Consider the following 16,241-nt stretch of genomic DNA (forward strand, 5'->3'; position numbering starts at 1 on the left):
AAAGATTGAAAGGTGGCCTCAGGTCAACAGTGCGCCAGCCGAGGATCTCGGCACCGCAGACACAAAAAAACCCGCCGAAGCGGGTTTTTTATTGGCTGAAGATCACTTCGGGAACACGTCATCCACAGACTTGAGCGGATAGTTCGCCGGGTAAGGCAGCGTCGCCACACCACTTTCGATCGCAGCCTTGGCCACCGCATCCGAGATCAGCGTGATCAGGCGTGCGTCCATCGGCTTCGGAATGATGTACTCGCGACCGAACTCCAGACTGATACCGCCGTAGGCATCGCAGACTTCCTGGGGCACCGGCAACTTAGCCAGATCGCGCAGGGCCAAGGCCGCGGCAATCTTCATTTCTTCGTTGATGCGGGTCGCGCGAACATCCAGCGCACCGCGGAAGATGAAGGGGAAGCCGAGGACGTTGTTGACCTGGTTGGGGTAGTCGGAACGGCCGGTAGCCATGATCACGTCGGAACGCGTGGCGTGGGCAAGCGCTGGACTGATCTCCGGATCCGGGTTCGAGCAGGCGAACACGATCGGGTTGGCCGCCATGCGCTTGAGATCTTCGGGCTGCAGCAGGTTCGCGCCAGACAGGCCGACGAAAACGTCTGCGCCGTCGAGGGCATCGGACAGGGTGCGACGCTCGGTTTCATGAGCGAAGACCGCCTTGTACTGATTGAGATCATCGCGGCCGGAGTGGATCACGCCCTTGCGATCGAGCATGAAGATGTTCTCGATCTTCGCGCCCATGCTGACCAGCAGCTTCATGCAGGAGATGGCAGCAGCGCCGGCACCCAGGCATACGATCTTGGCTTCCGGCAGCGTCTTGCCGGCGATCTCCAGAGCGTTGAGCATGCCCGCAGCAGTCACGATCGCGGTGCCGTGCTGGTCATCATGGAAGACCGGGATATCGCACAGCTCGATCAGAGCGCGCTCGATCTCGAAACATTCGGGCGCCTTGATGTCTTCAAGGTTGATACCGCCAAAGGTGATGGAAATGCGCTTGACGGTATCGATGAACGCCTGCGGGCTCTCGGAGTCGACTTCGATGTCGAATACGTCGATACCGGCAAAGCGCTTGAACAGCACACCTTTGCCTTCCATGACCGGCTTGGAAGCCAGCGGCCCAAGGTCACCCAGCCCGAGGATGGCGGTGCCGTCGGAAATGACTGCGACCAGATTACCCTTGGCGGTGTAGGCGTAGGCCAGTTCCGGGTCACGGGCGATCTCACGCACCGGCTCGGCAACACCCGGACTGTAGGCCAGCGACAGATCGCGGGCGGTGGCAGTGGGCTTGGTCAGCTCTACGCTGATTTTCCCCGGACGGGGCTTGGCATGGTATTCGAGCGCGGCAGTTTTCAGATCAGACATTTTTGCGTTCCGCTTCTTCCGTTGACAGGCAAGCGCCCGAGGATACTCAAGATGGCACTGCCGAACAAGCGGCGGGCCAGAGCAGCCGGGGCGGGGCGGGGCGCGCCGCTCAGTCCAGCCACTCCAGCATCAGAGGGCCCGACAACGTCAGCAACCAGCGCGCACGCCCTTTCCCAGACCCGGAACGCCGCTCGACTACCCAGCCCCGAGCCTCGAGTCGCCGACCGGGCACCGCGCCTGCCAGCAGGGATGCGAAGGACGCCCGCTCCGAAGGAGCGACTCGCAGCACCAGCCCGCCGTCTACCGCCAGCCAGGTTCCGCCGGCATTGTCCTCAACCGAGGTGAGCTCACCGCGTAGCACTGCAAACCCCGGATCACGCAGATCATCGACCGCGCGCACCACGGCACCAGCCCAGAGCCCCGCGGACGCATGTCGCGCAGCGCGCTCGCTGGCCTGCTGGCAGGAGGCGATCGGCGAGGCCGGGGCAAACGCAACGAAGTACCCCAACCCCGCTGCCAGCAGCTGCGCCTCGAGATTGCTGCCCTGAGCATCAAACAGATGCACCAGCGACCGACCATAGCGATCCTTCTCCGGCCGCGCCGGGTAGATCGCGATACGCCCACCGCTCGCCGCAACCAGTTGCTGCAGATGCTTGCGCGCAGCCTGGGCAAAGGGTTCAGGACCGTTACGCCTGCGCGGATCGAGCTCGGGAGCATTGATGCCGATCAACCGCAGGCTGCGCCCATCGGTCAGGCGCAACGTATCGCCATCCACCACCCGCGCCACCGTCACCATGCGTGTGACACCCGGGGCCGGGCAAGCCTGCGCCAACAGCGTCGAAAAAAGCGCAATAAAAAAGGCGCCCGTGCGGGACGCCTTTTTCATATACCGGGAGCAGCCCATGAGGCGTGCGCCTGGCCAGCTCTTACTTGGCGCCGAACACACCAAAACGCTGCTTGAAGCGATCGATACGGCCGCCGGTGTCGAGCACCTTCTGCTTGCCGGTGTAGAAGGGGTGGCACTCGGAGCAGACGTCGATGCTCAGATCCTTGCCCAGAGTCGAGCGAGTCTTGATGACGTTGCCGCAACTGCAGGTAGCAGTCACTTCTACATACGCGGGATGGATATCGGCTTTCATTGCTGTTTCCTCGGTAGGTGTGCCGCCACCGGGCTGATGCCAGGCACCGCACGAAAATAGGCCGGCGATGATACCAGAGAGTTTCCTTCATGCAAGTCGTCCTTCAGGGGCCGGGGACCGACGGCGCAACAACTATCTGCCGCACCCCTGCTAAGATCCCCGCCTTCGTCATCGCCGGGATATCCGCGTGCCCGCTCCGATCCTGCGCCTCGCCCTGCCCTCGCCGCTTCGCCGGCTATTCGACTACCTCGCTCCCGTTGGCGTACCGCTCGCCGCGCTGCAGCCAGGCGTGCGATTGCGCGTGCCTTTCGGCAACCGCCAACTGGTCGGTGTGCTGATCGAACTCAGCGAACACAGCGAAGTGCCCGCAGAACGCCTGAAGCCCGCCCTGGAACTGCTGGATCGCGAGCCACTGCTACCGCCCGCGCTGTTCCGGCTGTGCCTGTGGACAGCCCAGTATTACCAGCACAGCCTCGGCGACACCCTTAGCTGGGCCCTGCCGGTGCTTCTGCGCCAGGGCGAGCCAGCACAGGCGCGGCAGGAGCGCTTCTGGCACGCAGCCACCAGCGCCAGCCCGGACGATCCGCGCCTGACCCGCGCACCGCGCCAGCGCGAAGCGTTGCGCACCCTCGCCCAGCACCCCCACGGCGTTGCCCAGGCGCTGCTCGACACCCTGCAACTGAACCGAGAGAGCCTCAAGCTGCTGCATGACAAGGGGCTGGCTACCCTCGAGATCCGTCACCACGCCCCCGCAGCACGCCGAGGCCCCTGGCTCGCCCAGCCGGAGCTGCCGCTGAACCCCGAGCAAAGCGCCGCTTACCAGGCGATTCGCGCCGGGCTTGGCAGTTTCAAGGCATTCCTGCTGGCCGGCGTCACCGGCAGCGGCAAGACCGAGGTCTATCTGCAACTGATCCATCAGGTACTGCAACAGGGACGCCAGGTCCTGGTGCTGATACCCGAGATCAACCTCGGGCCGCAGACGCTCAGCCGCTTCGAACGGCGCTTCAACGCCCGGATCGCGCTATTGCACTCGGCCGTCAGCGACCGCGACCGCCTGGATGCCTGGCTGGCGGCCCGCGAGGGCGAAGCCGACATCGTCATCGGCACCCGCTCGGCACTGTTCACCCCACTGAAGAACCCCGGCCTGATCATCCTCGACGAGGAGCACGACGCGTCCTACAAACAGCAGGAGGGCCTGCGCTATCACGCTCGCGATTTGGCGCTGGTGCGCGCCCGCCAGGAGAACCTGCCGATCCTGCTCGGCTCCGCCACGCCATCGTTGGAGAGCCTGTACAACGCCCACGCCGGTCGCTATGCACTGCTCAAGCTCACCCAGCGCGCTGGCGGGGCGCAGCCGCCACGCTTCCTGCGCCTGGACGTGCGTAGCCGACCGCTCGACTCGGGCATCTCGCCGCCACTGCAACAGGCCATCACCAGCACGCTGGAAGCCGGACAGCAGGTACTGGTCTTCCTCAACCGTCGCGGCTTCGCACCGAGCCTGCTCTGTCACGACTGCGGCTGGCTGAGCCAGTGCCCGCGCTGCGACGCGCGAATGACGCTGCACCAACGCAGCAATGAACTGCGCTGCCACCACTGCGGCCACGCCGAACGGCCGCCGCGGAACTGCCCTGCCTGCAACTCTGCCGATCTGCGCCCGGTGGGCGTCGGCACCGAGCGCGCCGAAGAGCGCCTGAACACCCTATTCCCCGACTATCCGGTATTGCGTGTCGACCGTGACAGCACGGCGCGCAAGGGCGCCATGGAGCGCCTGTTCGAAACCATCAATCGCGGCCAGCCGTGCCTGCTGATCGGCACCCAGATGCTCGCCAAGGGCCACCACTTTCCCCGCGTGACGCTGGTGGCGGTACTCGACGCCGATGGCGGACTGTTCTCCGCCGACTTTCGCGCCAGCGAACGCATGGCCCAGTTGATCGTGCAGGTCGCCGGCCGCGCGGGCCGCGCCGACGAGCCGGGCAAGGTAATCATCCAGAGCCATCTGGCCGACCATCCGCTGCTGGTCCAGCTCACCGAACAGGGCTATTTCGCTTTCGCCGAGCAGGCCCTGGCCGAGCGCCGCAGCGCCGGGCTCCCGCCGTTCAGCCACCTTGCACTGCTGCGCGCCGATGCCCACCGCCCCGGCGATGCAGAGTCCTTCCTCGACCAGGCCTGCAGCCTGGCCGAGCAACTGAGCGCCGAACTGGTCCTGCAAGGCGTGGAGCTACTCGGACCGGTACCGGCGCCGATGGAACGCCGCGCCGGCCGTCATCGTGCGCAACTGTTGCTGCAGTCGAGTGCCCGCGCGCCCCTGCACCGGCTGCTGGCAAGTCTGCTGCCGCAGCTGGAAGGCATGCCGGGGTCGCGCTCGGTGCGCTGGTCACTCGACGTCGACCCGATTGATCTTTTCTAAGCCACAAGACCGGCATGCGGGCGGGAGGCCAAACGCCGTCAAGCGCCTGGCAAAGCTGTTCTTTTTCCGCCCGTTATGGCTTGCAGCTTGCCGCTGCTTTTATAATGCGCGGTTTTCGACCAATGCCCCGCCGCCCGAGCAGACCCCATGAAAGATCATGTCCGCCAGTTGATCCAGCAAGCCCTCAGCCGCCTCGCTACCGATGGCGTGCTGCCTGATGGCCTGGCGCCGAACATTCAGGTCGAGAACTGCAAGGACAAGGCTCATGGCGACTTCGCCAGCAACATCGCCATGATGCTGGCGAAGCCGGCCGGCATGAAGCCCCGCGACCTGGCGCAGAAGCTGATCGAGGTGCTGCCGCTCGACGAGCAGATCAACAAGGTCGAGATCGCCGGCCCCGGCTTCCTCAACTTCTTCCAGAACAGCGAAGCACTGGCCGCTCGACTGGAGGCCGCCCTCACCGACGAGCACCTCGGCGTTCCGCGTCGTGCGCCGGCACAGCGCGTGGTGGTTGACCTCTCCTCGCCCAACCTGGCCAAGGAAATGCACGTCGGCCACCTGCGTTCGACCATCATCGGTGACGCCGTGGCACGTACCCTGGAGTTTCTCGGCAACGAGGTGATCCGCCAGAACCACGTCGGCGACTGGGGCACGCAGTTCGGCATGCTGCTGGCGTACCTGGAGGAAAGTCCGGTCTCGGCGGAGAGCGAACTGGCTGATCTGGAGCAGTTTTACCGCGCAGCCAAGAAGCGCTTCGATGAATCCGCCGAATTCGCCGACCGCGCCCGTGAACTGGTCGTGAAGCTACAAGGTGGCGACGCCGACTGCCTGCGCCTGTGGCAGCGCTTCAATCAGGTGTCACTGTCGCATTGCCAGGAAGTCTACGACCGCCTCGGCGTCGCCCTCAGCCCGAGCGATGTGCGCGGCGAAAGCGCCTACAACCCCGAGCTGGCCGACATAGTCGCGGCGCTGCGCGAGAAAGGCCTGCTGACCGAGGACAATGGCGCGCAGTGCGTGTTTCTCGACGAGTACAAGAACGCCGAGGGCAACCCGCTGCCGGTGATCGTACAGAAGGCCGGTGGCGGCTATCTCTATGCGACCACCGACCTGGCCGCCATGCGCTATCGCAGCCAGCAGCTGCATGCCGATCGCGCGCTGTATTTCGTCGACCAGCGCCAGGCACTGCACTTCCAGATGGCTTTCGAGGTGGCCCGCCGCGCCGGCTTCGTCCACGAAGGCATGCAGCTCGAACACATGGGCTTCGGCACCATGAACGGTGCCGACGGCCGCCCGTTCAAGACCCGCGACGGCGGCACCGTGAAGCTCATCGACCTGCTCGACGAGGCTGAAGAGCGCGCCTACAGCCTGGTCAAGAGCAAGAACCCGGCTCTTGCCGAAGACGAACTTCGCGAGATCGCACGCGCGGTGGGCATAGGCGCGGTGAAGTACGCCGACCTGTCCAAGCACCGCAGCAGCGACTACAGCTTCAACTTCGAGCAGATGCTCAGTTTCGAGGGCAACACCGCGCCCTACCTGCTGTACGCCTACACCCGCGTCGCCAGCGTGTTTCGCAAGCTGGGCAAGGAAATCGGCGAGATTGGTGGCAGCATCCGCATCGAGGCAGAGCAGGAGCAGGCGCTGGCTGCACGACTGGCGCAGTTCGGTGAAGTACTCGGCAATGTCGCCGAGAAAGGCGTCCCACACGTACTCTGCAGCTACCTGTACGATCTGGCCGGGCTGTTTTCCAGCTTCTACGAGCACTGCCCGATCCTCGGCGCGGAAAACGAGGCGCAGCAGCAGAGCCGGCTGCGCCTGGCAGCCCTGACCGGCAGAACGCTGAAGTGCGGCCTGGAGCTGCTCGGGCTGCAAACACTGGAGCGCATGTAAGGCACCATGGCCACCACCAAGAAGAAAGCTGCCCCCAAACGCGGCGCCAGCCGTTATCAGGCACCCGCACGCAAACCCGTGCCGGGCTGGATCTGGCTGGTCTGCGGACTGGTCATCGGCGGCTTTCTGGTCATGCTCGCCAGCCTGGAACCGGGTCGCGAAGACGTTCGTCGCGCCCAGCCCGACCCCAAGCGCACCGCCCCCACCCAGACAAAGCCGAACCAGCCGGCGCAACCCACCCGACCCAAATACGAGTTCTATACCCTGCTGCCCGAGTCGGAGGTCATCATCCCGCCAGACGCGATGCCGACGCAGCCGGAGCAGAAACCCGTCACGCCGGAGGAAGCCGCGCGCATCGACCGCGAACGTGCCGAGGCAGCTCTGGCGGGCAAGACCCCGGCACCACCACCACTGGTGACCAAGAGCACCACCCAGTTCTATCTGCAGGCCGGTTCGTTCCGCCAGAACAACGAGGCGGACCGGGTGCGCGCGCAGATCATCCTGCTCGGCCAGAACGCTCGCATCGAATCCGGCAAGGTGCGCGAAGAACTCTGGCATCGCGTGCTGGTCGGACCTTTCGCCACCCGCGAGCAACTCACCGAAGCGCAGAAGGAGCTGGCCGCCAGCGGCTTTGGCAACCTGATGCCCCAGCAACGCCAGGTGCCCTGAACCGACTGGAAGCATTCCAGTGGCGACGCAGCCGTGAGTCGATCAAGCGCGCGCACCGCCTTTAGCAAACTTGCAGCTTGAAGCTCGCCACGGGCATCCCCATATAGGCAGGCATCCCCCGATGCCAGCCAGCAGGAGTGCGCCCCTTGACCACCATCGTCTCAGTTCGCCGTCACGGCAAAGTCGTCATGGGCGGCGACGGCCAGGTCTCCCTCGGCAATACCGTCATGAAAGGCAATGCCAAGAAGGTCCGGCGCCTCTACCACGGCCAGGTCATCGCAGGCTTTGCCGGCGCCACCGCCGACGCCTTCACCCTGTTCGAACGTTTCGAAGGGCAGCTGGAAAAACACCAGGGCCATCTGGTACGGGCCGCCGTCGAGCTGGCCAAGGACTGGCGCACCGATCGCTCCCTGAGTCGCCTGGAGGCCATGCTTGCGGTGGCCAACAAGGACGCCTCGCTGATCATCACCGGCAACGGTGACGTGGTCGAGCCCGAGCAGGGCCTGATCGCCATGGGCTCAGGTGGCGGCTACGCCCAGGCCGCCGCCATGGCCTTGCTGCAGAAGGGCGACCAGACGCTGACCGCCCGGGAGATCGCGGAAACCGCGCTGGGCATCGCCGGCAGCATCTGCGTCTTCACCAATCAGAACCTGACCCTCGAGGAGCTGGACTCCGCCATCTGAGTCCGAGCGCCGGCCAACCCGCGCGCCATTGCCGCGCACGAGCACCCAAGAGTCCGCATGCCATGTCCATGACACCCCGTGAAATCGTCCACGAGCTCAACCGTCACATCATCGGCCAGGAAGACGCCAAGCGCGCCGTGGCCATCGCCCTGCGCAACCGCTGGCGGCGCATGCAGCTGCCGCTGGAGCTGCGCACCGAGGTGACGCCGAAGAACATCCTAATGATCGGCCCGACCGGCGTCGGCAAGACCGAGATCGCCCGGCGCCTGGCCAAGCTGGCGAACGCTCCCTTCATCAAGGTCGAGGCGACCAAGTTCACCGAGGTCGGCTACGTCGGCCGCGATGTCGAATCGATCATCCGTGATCTTGCCGATGCAGCGATCAAAATGCTCCGCGAGCAGGAGATGCAGAACGTCCGCCACCGCGCCGAGGACGCCGCCGAGGAGCGCATTCTCGATGCCCTGCTGCCGCCGCCACGCCCCGGCTTCAACGAGGACCCGGCGCCGAGCAGCGACTCGAATACCCGCCAGCTGTTCCGCAAGCGTCTGCGCGAAGGCCAGCTGGACGACAAGGAGATCGAGATCGAAGTCGCCGATGCTCCGACGGGCGTCGAGATCATGGCTCCTCCCGGCATGGAGGAGATGACCAGCCAGCTGCAGAACCTCTTCTCCAGCATGGGCAAGGCCAAGCGCAAGAGCCGCAAGCTGAAGGTCAGGGAAGCGCTGAAACTGGTACGCGACGAGGAGGCCGCACGCCTGGTCAACGAGGAGGAACTCAAGGCGCGCGCGCTGGAGGCGGTCGAGCAGAACGGCATCGTCTTCATCGATGAGATCGACAAGGTCGCCAAGCGCGGCAACGTTGGCGGTGCCGACGTCTCCCGTGAAGGCGTGCAGCGCGACCTGCTGCCGCTGATCGAGGGCTGCACCGTCAACACCAAGCTGGGCATGGTCAAGACCGACCACATCCTGTTCATCGCCTCGGGCGCCTTTCACCTGTCCAAGCCGAGCGACCTGGTACCGGAACTGCAGGGACGCCTGCCGATTCGTGTCGAGCTCAAGGCGCTGACGCCGGATGACTTCAAGCGCATCCTCACCGAGCCGCACGCCTCCCTCACCGAGCAGTATCGCGAGCTGCTGAAGACCGAGGGGCTAGCCATCGAGTTCGCCGAGGACGGCATCGAGCGCCTGGCGCAGATCGCCTGGCAGGTCAACGAGAAGACCGAGAACATCGGCGCGCGAAGGCTGCATACGCTGCTTGAGCGGCTGCTCGAGGAGGTTTCCTTCAGCGCTGGCGATCTGGCCGGCCAGCAGCAGGGAGCGATTCGCATCGATGCCGACTACGTCAATCAGCATCTCGGCGAGCTGGCCCAGGACGAAGACCTGTCGCGCTACATCCTCTGACCCCTGTGCAGGTACCGCCAGCTGATGGCGGTACCTGCGGAGCCCGCGCATGCGCATCCCCACCTCGATAAAGCTGCAGAAGGCCGCGCGAACCCTGCAACTGGAATACGCTCCCGACGAGCGCTACAGCCTGAGCGCGGAATTTCTGCGTGTGCATTCACCCTCTGCGGAGGTTCAGGGTCACGGCCGACCGATACTCCAACACGGCAAGCAGAATGTGGCGCTGGTCGGCGTCGAGCCCTCCGGCAACTATGCCCTGAAGCTGACCTTCGACGACGGTCACGACAGCGGCCTGTACACCTGGGACTACCTGCACCAACTGGCGCAACGCCAGGGCGAGCTGTGGCAGCAATATCTCGAAGCGCTCGCCGCCGCCGGCAAATCCCGCGACCCCGACGAATCGGTCATTCGCCTGCTGGGCTGAGCCGCGCACCGCCCTGACCAGCCAGTCAGCTCTAGCACGCGCTCTGCCCGGGTATATCCCGTCGCGCCTTTACGCCGAATCCAGCTTGCGCCGACAGGAAAACTCCGGTAACCAATGCACCTGCAGCTTTAACGCTTTTGTCCGCACGAAAGCTCACCACTGCTGCAAGATGACTGCGCCAAGACGCAAACAAGAACAACAAGCGAAGCTATCCTCGCGCCACCAGCAGCCGCTTTCTCAGGACCGCGCCCGGCACGCGCGACGGACGCCATGCCTTCCCCGCATACGGGAGCTGGCGAGAATGGAGCAACCTCATGAGCGACAAGAACATCGACGACCTCAAGCGTCAGGCCTCGGAAAACACCCTCGCCCTGAATCCCGTCATCGGTCTGCGCAGCAAGGACATTCTCTCCTCCGCACGCATGATCCTCACCCAGACCCTACGCCAACCGCTGCACAGTGCCCGCCACAGTGCCCAGCTGGGCCTCGAACTGGGGCGCGTGCTGCTTGGCCGCTCCTCGCTGGCGCCGGAGCCGGAAGACAAGCGTTTCACCGACCCGACCTGGAGCAAGAACCCGCTCTATCGCCGCTACCTGCAGACCTACCTGGCCTGGCGCAAGGAGCTGCACGAGTGGGTCGAGCACAGCAATCTGGCCGCCGATGACATCAGCCGTGGCCACTTCGTGGTCAACCTGCTGACCGAAGCGATGTCGCCCAGCAACAACCTGAGCAACCCGGCGGCGCTCAAGCGCTTCTTCGAAACCGGCGGCCAGAGCCTGCTCGACGGCCTGTCGCACCTGGCCAAGGACCTGGTGGAAAACGGTGGAATGCCGAGCCAGGTGAACATGGACGCCTTCGAGGTCGGCAAGAGCCTGGCCACGACCGAAGGCGCGGTGGTATTCCGCAACGACATGCTCGAGCTGATCCAGTACCGCCCGGTCACCGAACAGGTACACGGCCGTCCGTTGCTGGTGGTGCCACCGCAGATCAACAAGTTCTATGTCTTTGACCTGTCGCCGGAGAAGAGCCTGGCGCGCTTCTGCCTGCGCAACGGCATCCAGACCTTCATCATCAGCTGGCGTAACCCGACCAAGGCCCAGCGCGAATGGGGCCTGTCGAGTTACATCGAGGCGCTCAAGGAAGCCATCGACGTCATCCTGGCGATCACCGGCAGCGACGACATCAACATGCTCGGCGCCTGTTCCGGCGGCATCACCACCGCGGCCCTGCTCGGGCACTATGCCGCCCGCGGCGAAAACAAGGTCAACGCACTGACCCTGATGGTCAGCGTGCTGGACACCCAGCTCGACACCCAGATCTCGCTGTTCGTCAACGAGGAGACCCTGGAGGCGGCCAAGCGCCGTTCCTACCAGGCCGGCGTGCTGGAAGGCGCCGACCTGGCCAAGGTATTCGCCTGGATGCGGCCGAACGATCTGATCTGGAACTACTGGGTCAACAACTACTTGCTCGGCAACGAGCCGCCGATCTTCGACATCCTCTACTGGAACAACGACACCACGCGCCTGCCCGCCGCCTTCCACGGCGACCTGATCGAGCTGTTCAAGACCAACCCGCTGATCCGGCCGAACGCATTGGAAGTCTGCGGCACGCCGATCGACCTCAAACAGGTCACCTGCGACCTGTTCTGCCTGGCCGGCACCAACGACCACATCACCCCCTGGCAGTCGTGCTATCGCTCCGCCCGGCTGTTCGGCGGCAAGTGCGAGTTCGTGCTGTCCAACAGCGGCCATATTCAGAGCATCCTCAACCCGCCGGGCAACCCCAAGGCGCGTTACATGACCGACGGCGAGCTCGGCGACGACCCCCTGCAATGGCAGGAGAACGCCACCAAGCACACCGATTCCTGGTGGCTGTACTGGCAGAAGTGGCTGGCAGAACGCTCCGGCGAACTCAAGAAGACTCCGACCAAACTTGGCAACAAGGCCTATCCGGCCGCCGAAGCCTCGCCCGGCACCTATGTGCACGAGCGTTGAAGCGTGCCGGGCGCCCGCAGTTATCGGACACTCCCTGCCGCGCCGGGCTTGCCCGCGCGCGGCTCGCCGTCGGATCTCCCGACGGCCTCGCCGACAGGGGCATGATGTATGTCGCAACCCTTCCGCTTTCGCACCATCGACATCGACGGCCAGACGCTGCGCACCGCCGTGCGCCCGGGCAAGTCGCATCTCACGCCTCTGCTGATCTTCAACGGCATTGGCGCCAACCTCGAACTGGTACTGCCCTTCGTCCGCGCCCTTGACCCGGACCTGGAAGTGATCGCCTTCGACGTACCCGGGGTTGGCGGATCGTCCACCCCCTCGCGGCCATACCGCTTCAGCGGACTGTCCAAGCTCGCCGCGCGCATGCTCGACTACCTCGACTACGGCCAGGTCAACGCCATCGGCGTTTCCTGGGGCGGCGCCCTGGCACAGCAGTTCGCCCACGATCACCCCGAGCGCTGCAAGAAGCTGATTCTCGCTGCCACCTCCGCCGGCGCGGCGATGATTCCCGGCAAACCCAAGGTACTCTGGCGCATGGCCAGCCCGCGCCGCTACATCCAGCCTTCGTACGGCGTGAAGATCGCGCCGGATATCTACGGCGGATCCTTTCGCCGAGACCCCAACCTGGCGACTGCACATGCGGCGAAGGTGCGCTCTTCCGGCAAGCTCGGTTACTACTGGCAGCTGTTCGCCGGCATGGGTTGGACCAGCATCCACTGGCTGCACCGCATTCGCCAGCCGACCCTGGTGCTGGCCGGCGACGACGACCCGATCATCCCGCTGGTCAACATGCGCCTGCTCGCCTGGCGCATTCCCAACTCGGAGCTGCATGTGATCGATGATGGCCATCTGTTCCTGGTGACCCGCGCCGAGGCGGTCGCTCCCATCATCATGCGATTCCTGCAGGAAGAGCGGCAGCCCGCGGTGATGCATCCGCAACAAGGACCGGCACGCGGTCACTGATTGCACGCGCGGCGCTTGACCGCCGCCCGTCGCGCCTGTACCAAAGTCGTCTGCAATGAACGCCGCCAAGACAAAGGAGTGTTTTTCCAAGATGCGCGAGCCCTTCGCATCGCCCATCGCCGAGCAGCCCGCTCACGAGGCCGAACCCGCCGCCTCGCCCTGCCTGCCCCTCAGAGTCGCCGCCAGCCTGCTGCGCGACCCGCTTGGTGCCGCCGCCCATGCCCTGAACCTGGCGCGCACCCTGGGCAGCGTGGCGCTCGGCGAACAGCCGGTACCGATGCCGAACGACCGCCGCTTCAGCGATCCGCAATGGCAGACCCATCCGCTGCGCCGTCGAGCGTTGCAGGCCTGGCTGGCCGGCGGACGTCACCTGCACGAGTGGATCAACAGCAGCCAGATCACAGAGCACGACCGCGAGCGTCTGCGCTTTCTCGCCGACCAGCTCGGCGACGCGCTGGCGCCGAGCAACAGCCCACTCCATCCGCAGGCGCTGCAGCGCCTGCGCGACAGCCGTGGCGCCAGCCTGCTCCAGGGCCTGGCCAACCTGCGCAATGACCTGCTGCACAATCGCGGACTGCCTACCCACGTCGACCGCAGCGCCTTTGAAGTGGGGCGCAACCTGGCCGCCTCGCCCGGCGAGGTGGTTTTTCGCAGCGAGATGCTCGAGCTGATCCAGTATTGCCCCAGCGGCGTGCAGCACTACCAGCGCCCGCTACTGATCGTGCCGCCGCAGATCAATCGCTTCTACATCTTCGATCTGGATCCGCAGCGCAGCCTGGTGCGACATGCGCTCGACGCCGGGTTCGCCGTGTTCATGGTCAGCTGGCGCAATCCGGATTCACGCCACCGCCACTGGGGCTTCTCGGAGTACGTCGAGGGGCTGGTCGAGGCGCTCGACGCCTGTCTGTCGATCAGCGGCAGCGACTCGCTGAATCTGGCCGGTGCCTGCCTCGGTGGCCTGACCAACGCCCTGCTGCTGAACGAGCTGGCCAGGCGGGAGCGCCTGCAGCAGATCGCCAGCTCGACCTACCTGGTCACGCCGCTGGACTGTCGCAGCGACCAGCCGGCACTACTCTTTGTCGACCCACGCAAGCGCGAGCGAGCCCGACTGCAATCGCTGCGACAAGGAGTGTTGCACGGTCACGAGCTGGCCCGGCTGTTCGCCTGGCTGCGTTCGCGCGACCTGATCTGGCACTACTGGACGCACAACTACCTGCTCGGCGAGAGCCCGCAGGCCTTCGACGTACTCTACTGGAACGCCGACAACACCCGTCTTCCCGCCGTCCTGCACGGCCAGTTGCTCGAACTGATCCAGCATGAACATCAGGCCGCCAGCCTGCCCCCGGAAGTCTGCGGCGCGCAGGTGGATTTCGCCCGGCTGGACGTCGACAGCTTCGCCGTCGCCGGCATCAGCGATCACATCACCCCCTGGCTCGGCGTGTACCGCTCGATGCAGGTACTTGGCGGCCGCTGCCAGTTCGTGCTGGCCAACGGCGGGCATATCCAGGCGATTCTCAGCCCCCCAGGCACACCCAGGGCCGGCTATCTGGAGGGCCCGCTTGACGGCCAACCGGCAGATCGCTGGCAGTCCGCTGCACTGCGCGGCGAAGGCAGCTGGTGGCCACGCTGGACGGCCTGGCTGCAGGAGCGCTCGGGTGAGCTGATCGCAGCCGCGCCGAGTGCCGGCAACTGCGAGTACCCGATCATCGAACCGGCCCCTGGCAGCTATGTACACCAGGCCTGAACCGGATCAGCACAGTGCTGGACAAGGGAAAAGCGCATGAAGACCCGCGAGCGAATTCTCGAGTGTGCCCTGGCGCTGTTCAACGCCAAGGGCGAGTCGAACGTCTCGACCCTGGAGATCGCCACCGAGCTGGGGATCAGTCCGGGCAACCTCTACTACCACTTCCACGGCAAGGAACCGATCATTCTCGAGCTGTTCGAGCGTTTCCGCGCGGAGCTCGAACCACTGCTCGATCCGCCCATGGATCTGCGCCTGGAAATCGACGACTACTGGCTGTTCCTCAACCTGCTTGCCGAACGCCTCGCGCAATATCGTTTCCTGTTCCAGGACCTCGGCAACCTCGCGCACGGCATGCCGAAGCTGGCCCGCGGTGTCCGCCTGTGGCTGAACCAGCTCAAGCGGACGCTGGCAGCGATGCTCGCGCAACTCAAGGCACAGGGGCAGCTTCGTAGCGACACGCTGGCGCTGGGGCAACTGGTCGAGCAGATCTGCCTGACACTGATCTACTCGCTGGATTATCAGCGCATCCTCGGCAGCCCCGGCGAAGTGCGCCTGGTGGTCTACCAGATCATGATGCTGGTGACGCCGCACCTGCAGGAATCACTGCGCCCGGCAACCGAGCAGCTGGTGCAGAAATACCTGCAGGCCTGAGCGCCTGCTTCGGCGCAGCATTCTGCGCTATCACTCGCACATCGCGTCCTGCTTCATGAGCCCACCTACACACCAATGAAAACGCCCGGCACTAGGCCGGGCGTTGGGTGTTGCTCAGCGCTACTCAGGCCTGGGAGGTCGGAGTGGTGCTCGCTGCCGGCGTGGCTGCCGGGGTAGCTGCGGGAGCAGGCGCTGCTGCAGCCGGCTTGGCTGCTGCAGGCTTGGCTGCCGCCTTGGGTGCCGCCGGCTTCTTCGCCGGAGCCTTTTTGGCGACCGGTTTTGCTGCCGGCTTGGCCGCAGGCTTCGGCGCTGCCTTGGCTACGGTCTTCGCCGCCGGCTTGGCGGCTGCCTTGGCTGCCGGCTTGGCCACAGCCTTGACCGCTTTCGCCGCGGGCTTGGCTGCTGCCTTTGCCAGCGGCTTGGCCGCAGGCTTCGGAGCGGCCTTGGCCAGAGGCTTGGCAGCCGGTGCAACGGTCTTCGCCGAAACGCCAGTCACCTTTTCCAGCTTGGCGGTCAGCGCCTCGATCTTGGCGTTGAGCTCCTTGACCTCAAGACGGCTGGGCACGCCCAGACGCGAGATGGCATGGTTGAGGCGCTTGTCGAAGGCTTCTTCCAGTTCGTTCCACTTGCCCAGGGCAAGACCACGTACTTCATCGACCTTGGAACGAGCGGACTTGGTTGTCGACTTGACGGCATCGACCTGCTTGTCGACCCCGGTCTTGACCATTTTCTCGGCCTTCTGACCATCCGCGACCAGCGCGTCGAACAGCTTCTCGCCGTCCTTGCTGACCTTGGAATAGGCACCCAGACCAGCCAGCCAGATCTGCCGAGAGTACTTCTCGATATCGCTGACCCAGGAGTTGCCTTCTTTCTCTACCTTCTTCTTACCTGCCATCCCAGTCTCCT

At 65.0% G+C, this 16,241-nt stretch carries 13 protein-coding genes and 1 pseudogene; 10 read left to right on the forward strand and 4 right to left on the reverse strand.

The features are described 5' to 3' along the window. Positions 1-102 precede the first annotated feature (102 nt). The 3 genes from DBO85_RS16760 to rpmE all read right to left on the reverse strand — a co-directional run bounded on the left by DBO85_RS16760 (position 103) and on the right by rpmE (position 2,510). Positions 103-1,371, reverse strand: coding sequence for a malic enzyme-like NAD(P)-binding protein (locus tag DBO85_RS16760; RefSeq protein WP_108108569.1), 1,269 nt, complete (start codon positions 1,369-1,371; stop codon positions 103-105). Positions 1,372-1,480: 109 nt separating this feature from the next. After that, positions 1,481-2,167, reverse strand: a complete 687-nt coding sequence (locus tag DBO85_RS16765; protein WP_456107131.1) for a thermonuclease family protein — start codon at positions 2,165-2,167, stop codon at positions 1,481-1,483. Between the two features lie 130 nt (positions 2,168-2,297). Further along, entirely contained in the window at positions 2,298-2,510 is a 213-nt protein-coding gene (gene rpmE / locus DBO85_RS16770) for a 50S ribosomal protein L31 (protein ID WP_108108573.1), read from the reverse strand. Positions 2,511-2,697: 187 nt separating this feature from the next. Between rpmE and DBO85_RS16775 the strand changes: the two genes are divergently transcribed. The 10 genes from DBO85_RS16775 to DBO85_RS16820 all read left to right on the forward strand — a co-directional run bounded on the left by DBO85_RS16775 (position 2,698) and on the right by DBO85_RS16820 (position 15,335). Then, the gene (locus DBO85_RS16775) at positions 2,698-4,917 is read left to right on the forward strand and encodes a primosomal protein N' (RefSeq protein ID WP_108108575.1); all 2,220 of its coding nucleotides are present in this window, start codon (positions 2,698-2,700) and stop codon (positions 4,915-4,917) included. A gap of 147 nt (positions 4,918-5,064) precedes the next feature. Further along, positions 5,065-6,804, forward strand: coding sequence for an arginine--tRNA ligase (argS, locus tag DBO85_RS16780; protein ID WP_108108577.1), 1,740 nt, complete (start codon positions 5,065-5,067; stop codon positions 6,802-6,804). Between the two features lie 6 nt (positions 6,805-6,810). Continuing rightward, a complete protein-coding gene (locus DBO85_RS16785; protein WP_108108578.1) occupies positions 6,811-7,473 on the forward strand; it encodes an SPOR domain-containing protein in 663 nt (220 codons plus the stop codon). A 146-nt stretch (positions 7,474-7,619) separates the two neighbouring features. Beyond that, positions 7,620-8,156, forward strand: coding sequence for an ATP-dependent protease subunit HslV (gene hslV, locus DBO85_RS16790; RefSeq protein ID WP_108108580.1), 537 nt, complete (start codon positions 7,620-7,622; stop codon positions 8,154-8,156). Positions 8,157-8,218: 62 nt separating this feature from the next. Further along, entirely contained in the window at positions 8,219-9,556 is a 1,338-nt protein-coding gene (gene hslU, locus DBO85_RS16795) for an ATP-dependent protease ATPase subunit HslU (RefSeq protein WP_108108582.1), read from the forward strand. A 49-nt stretch (positions 9,557-9,605) separates the two neighbouring features. Beyond that, positions 9,606-9,980 carry a gamma-butyrobetaine hydroxylase-like domain-containing protein gene (locus DBO85_RS16800; protein ID WP_108108584.1) on the forward strand — a complete coding sequence of 125 codons (375 nt, stop codon included), beginning with the start codon at positions 9,606-9,608 and terminating at the stop codon, positions 9,978-9,980. Between the two features lie 314 nt (positions 9,981-10,294). After that, complete coding sequence (gene phaC / locus DBO85_RS16805) at positions 10,295-11,974, forward strand: class II poly(R)-hydroxyalkanoic acid synthase (protein ID WP_108108586.1); 1,680 nt, start codon at positions 10,295-10,297, stop codon at positions 11,972-11,974. A 108-nt stretch (positions 11,975-12,082) separates the two neighbouring features. Next, on the forward strand, positions 12,083-12,940 hold the full coding sequence (gene phaZ, locus DBO85_RS16810; protein ID WP_108108588.1) for a poly(3-hydroxyalkanoate) depolymerase: 858 nt from the start codon (positions 12,083-12,085) through the stop codon (positions 12,938-12,940). Positions 12,941-13,031: 91 nt separating this feature from the next. Continuing rightward, positions 13,032-14,684, forward strand: coding sequence for a PHA/PHB synthase family protein (locus DBO85_RS16815; RefSeq protein ID WP_158268905.1), 1,653 nt, complete (start codon positions 13,032-13,034; stop codon positions 14,682-14,684). Between the two features lie 36 nt (positions 14,685-14,720). Next, a complete protein-coding gene (locus DBO85_RS16820; RefSeq protein WP_108108592.1) occupies positions 14,721-15,335 on the forward strand; it encodes a TetR/AcrR family transcriptional regulator in 615 nt (204 codons plus the stop codon). Positions 15,336-15,480: 145 nt separating this feature from the next. Here the strand turns inward: DBO85_RS16820 and DBO85_RS16825 are convergent. After that, positions 15,481-16,230 (reverse strand): annotated as a pseudogene (locus tag DBO85_RS16825) (phasin family protein); the annotation flags it as partial. Positions 16,231-16,241 lie beyond the last annotated feature (11 nt).

This window comes from Pseudomonas mangrovi, from assembly GCF_003052585.1.
In the GTDB taxonomy this organism is placed as follows: domain Bacteria; phylum Pseudomonadota; class Gammaproteobacteria; order Pseudomonadales; family Pseudomonadaceae; genus Aquipseudomonas; species Aquipseudomonas mangrovi.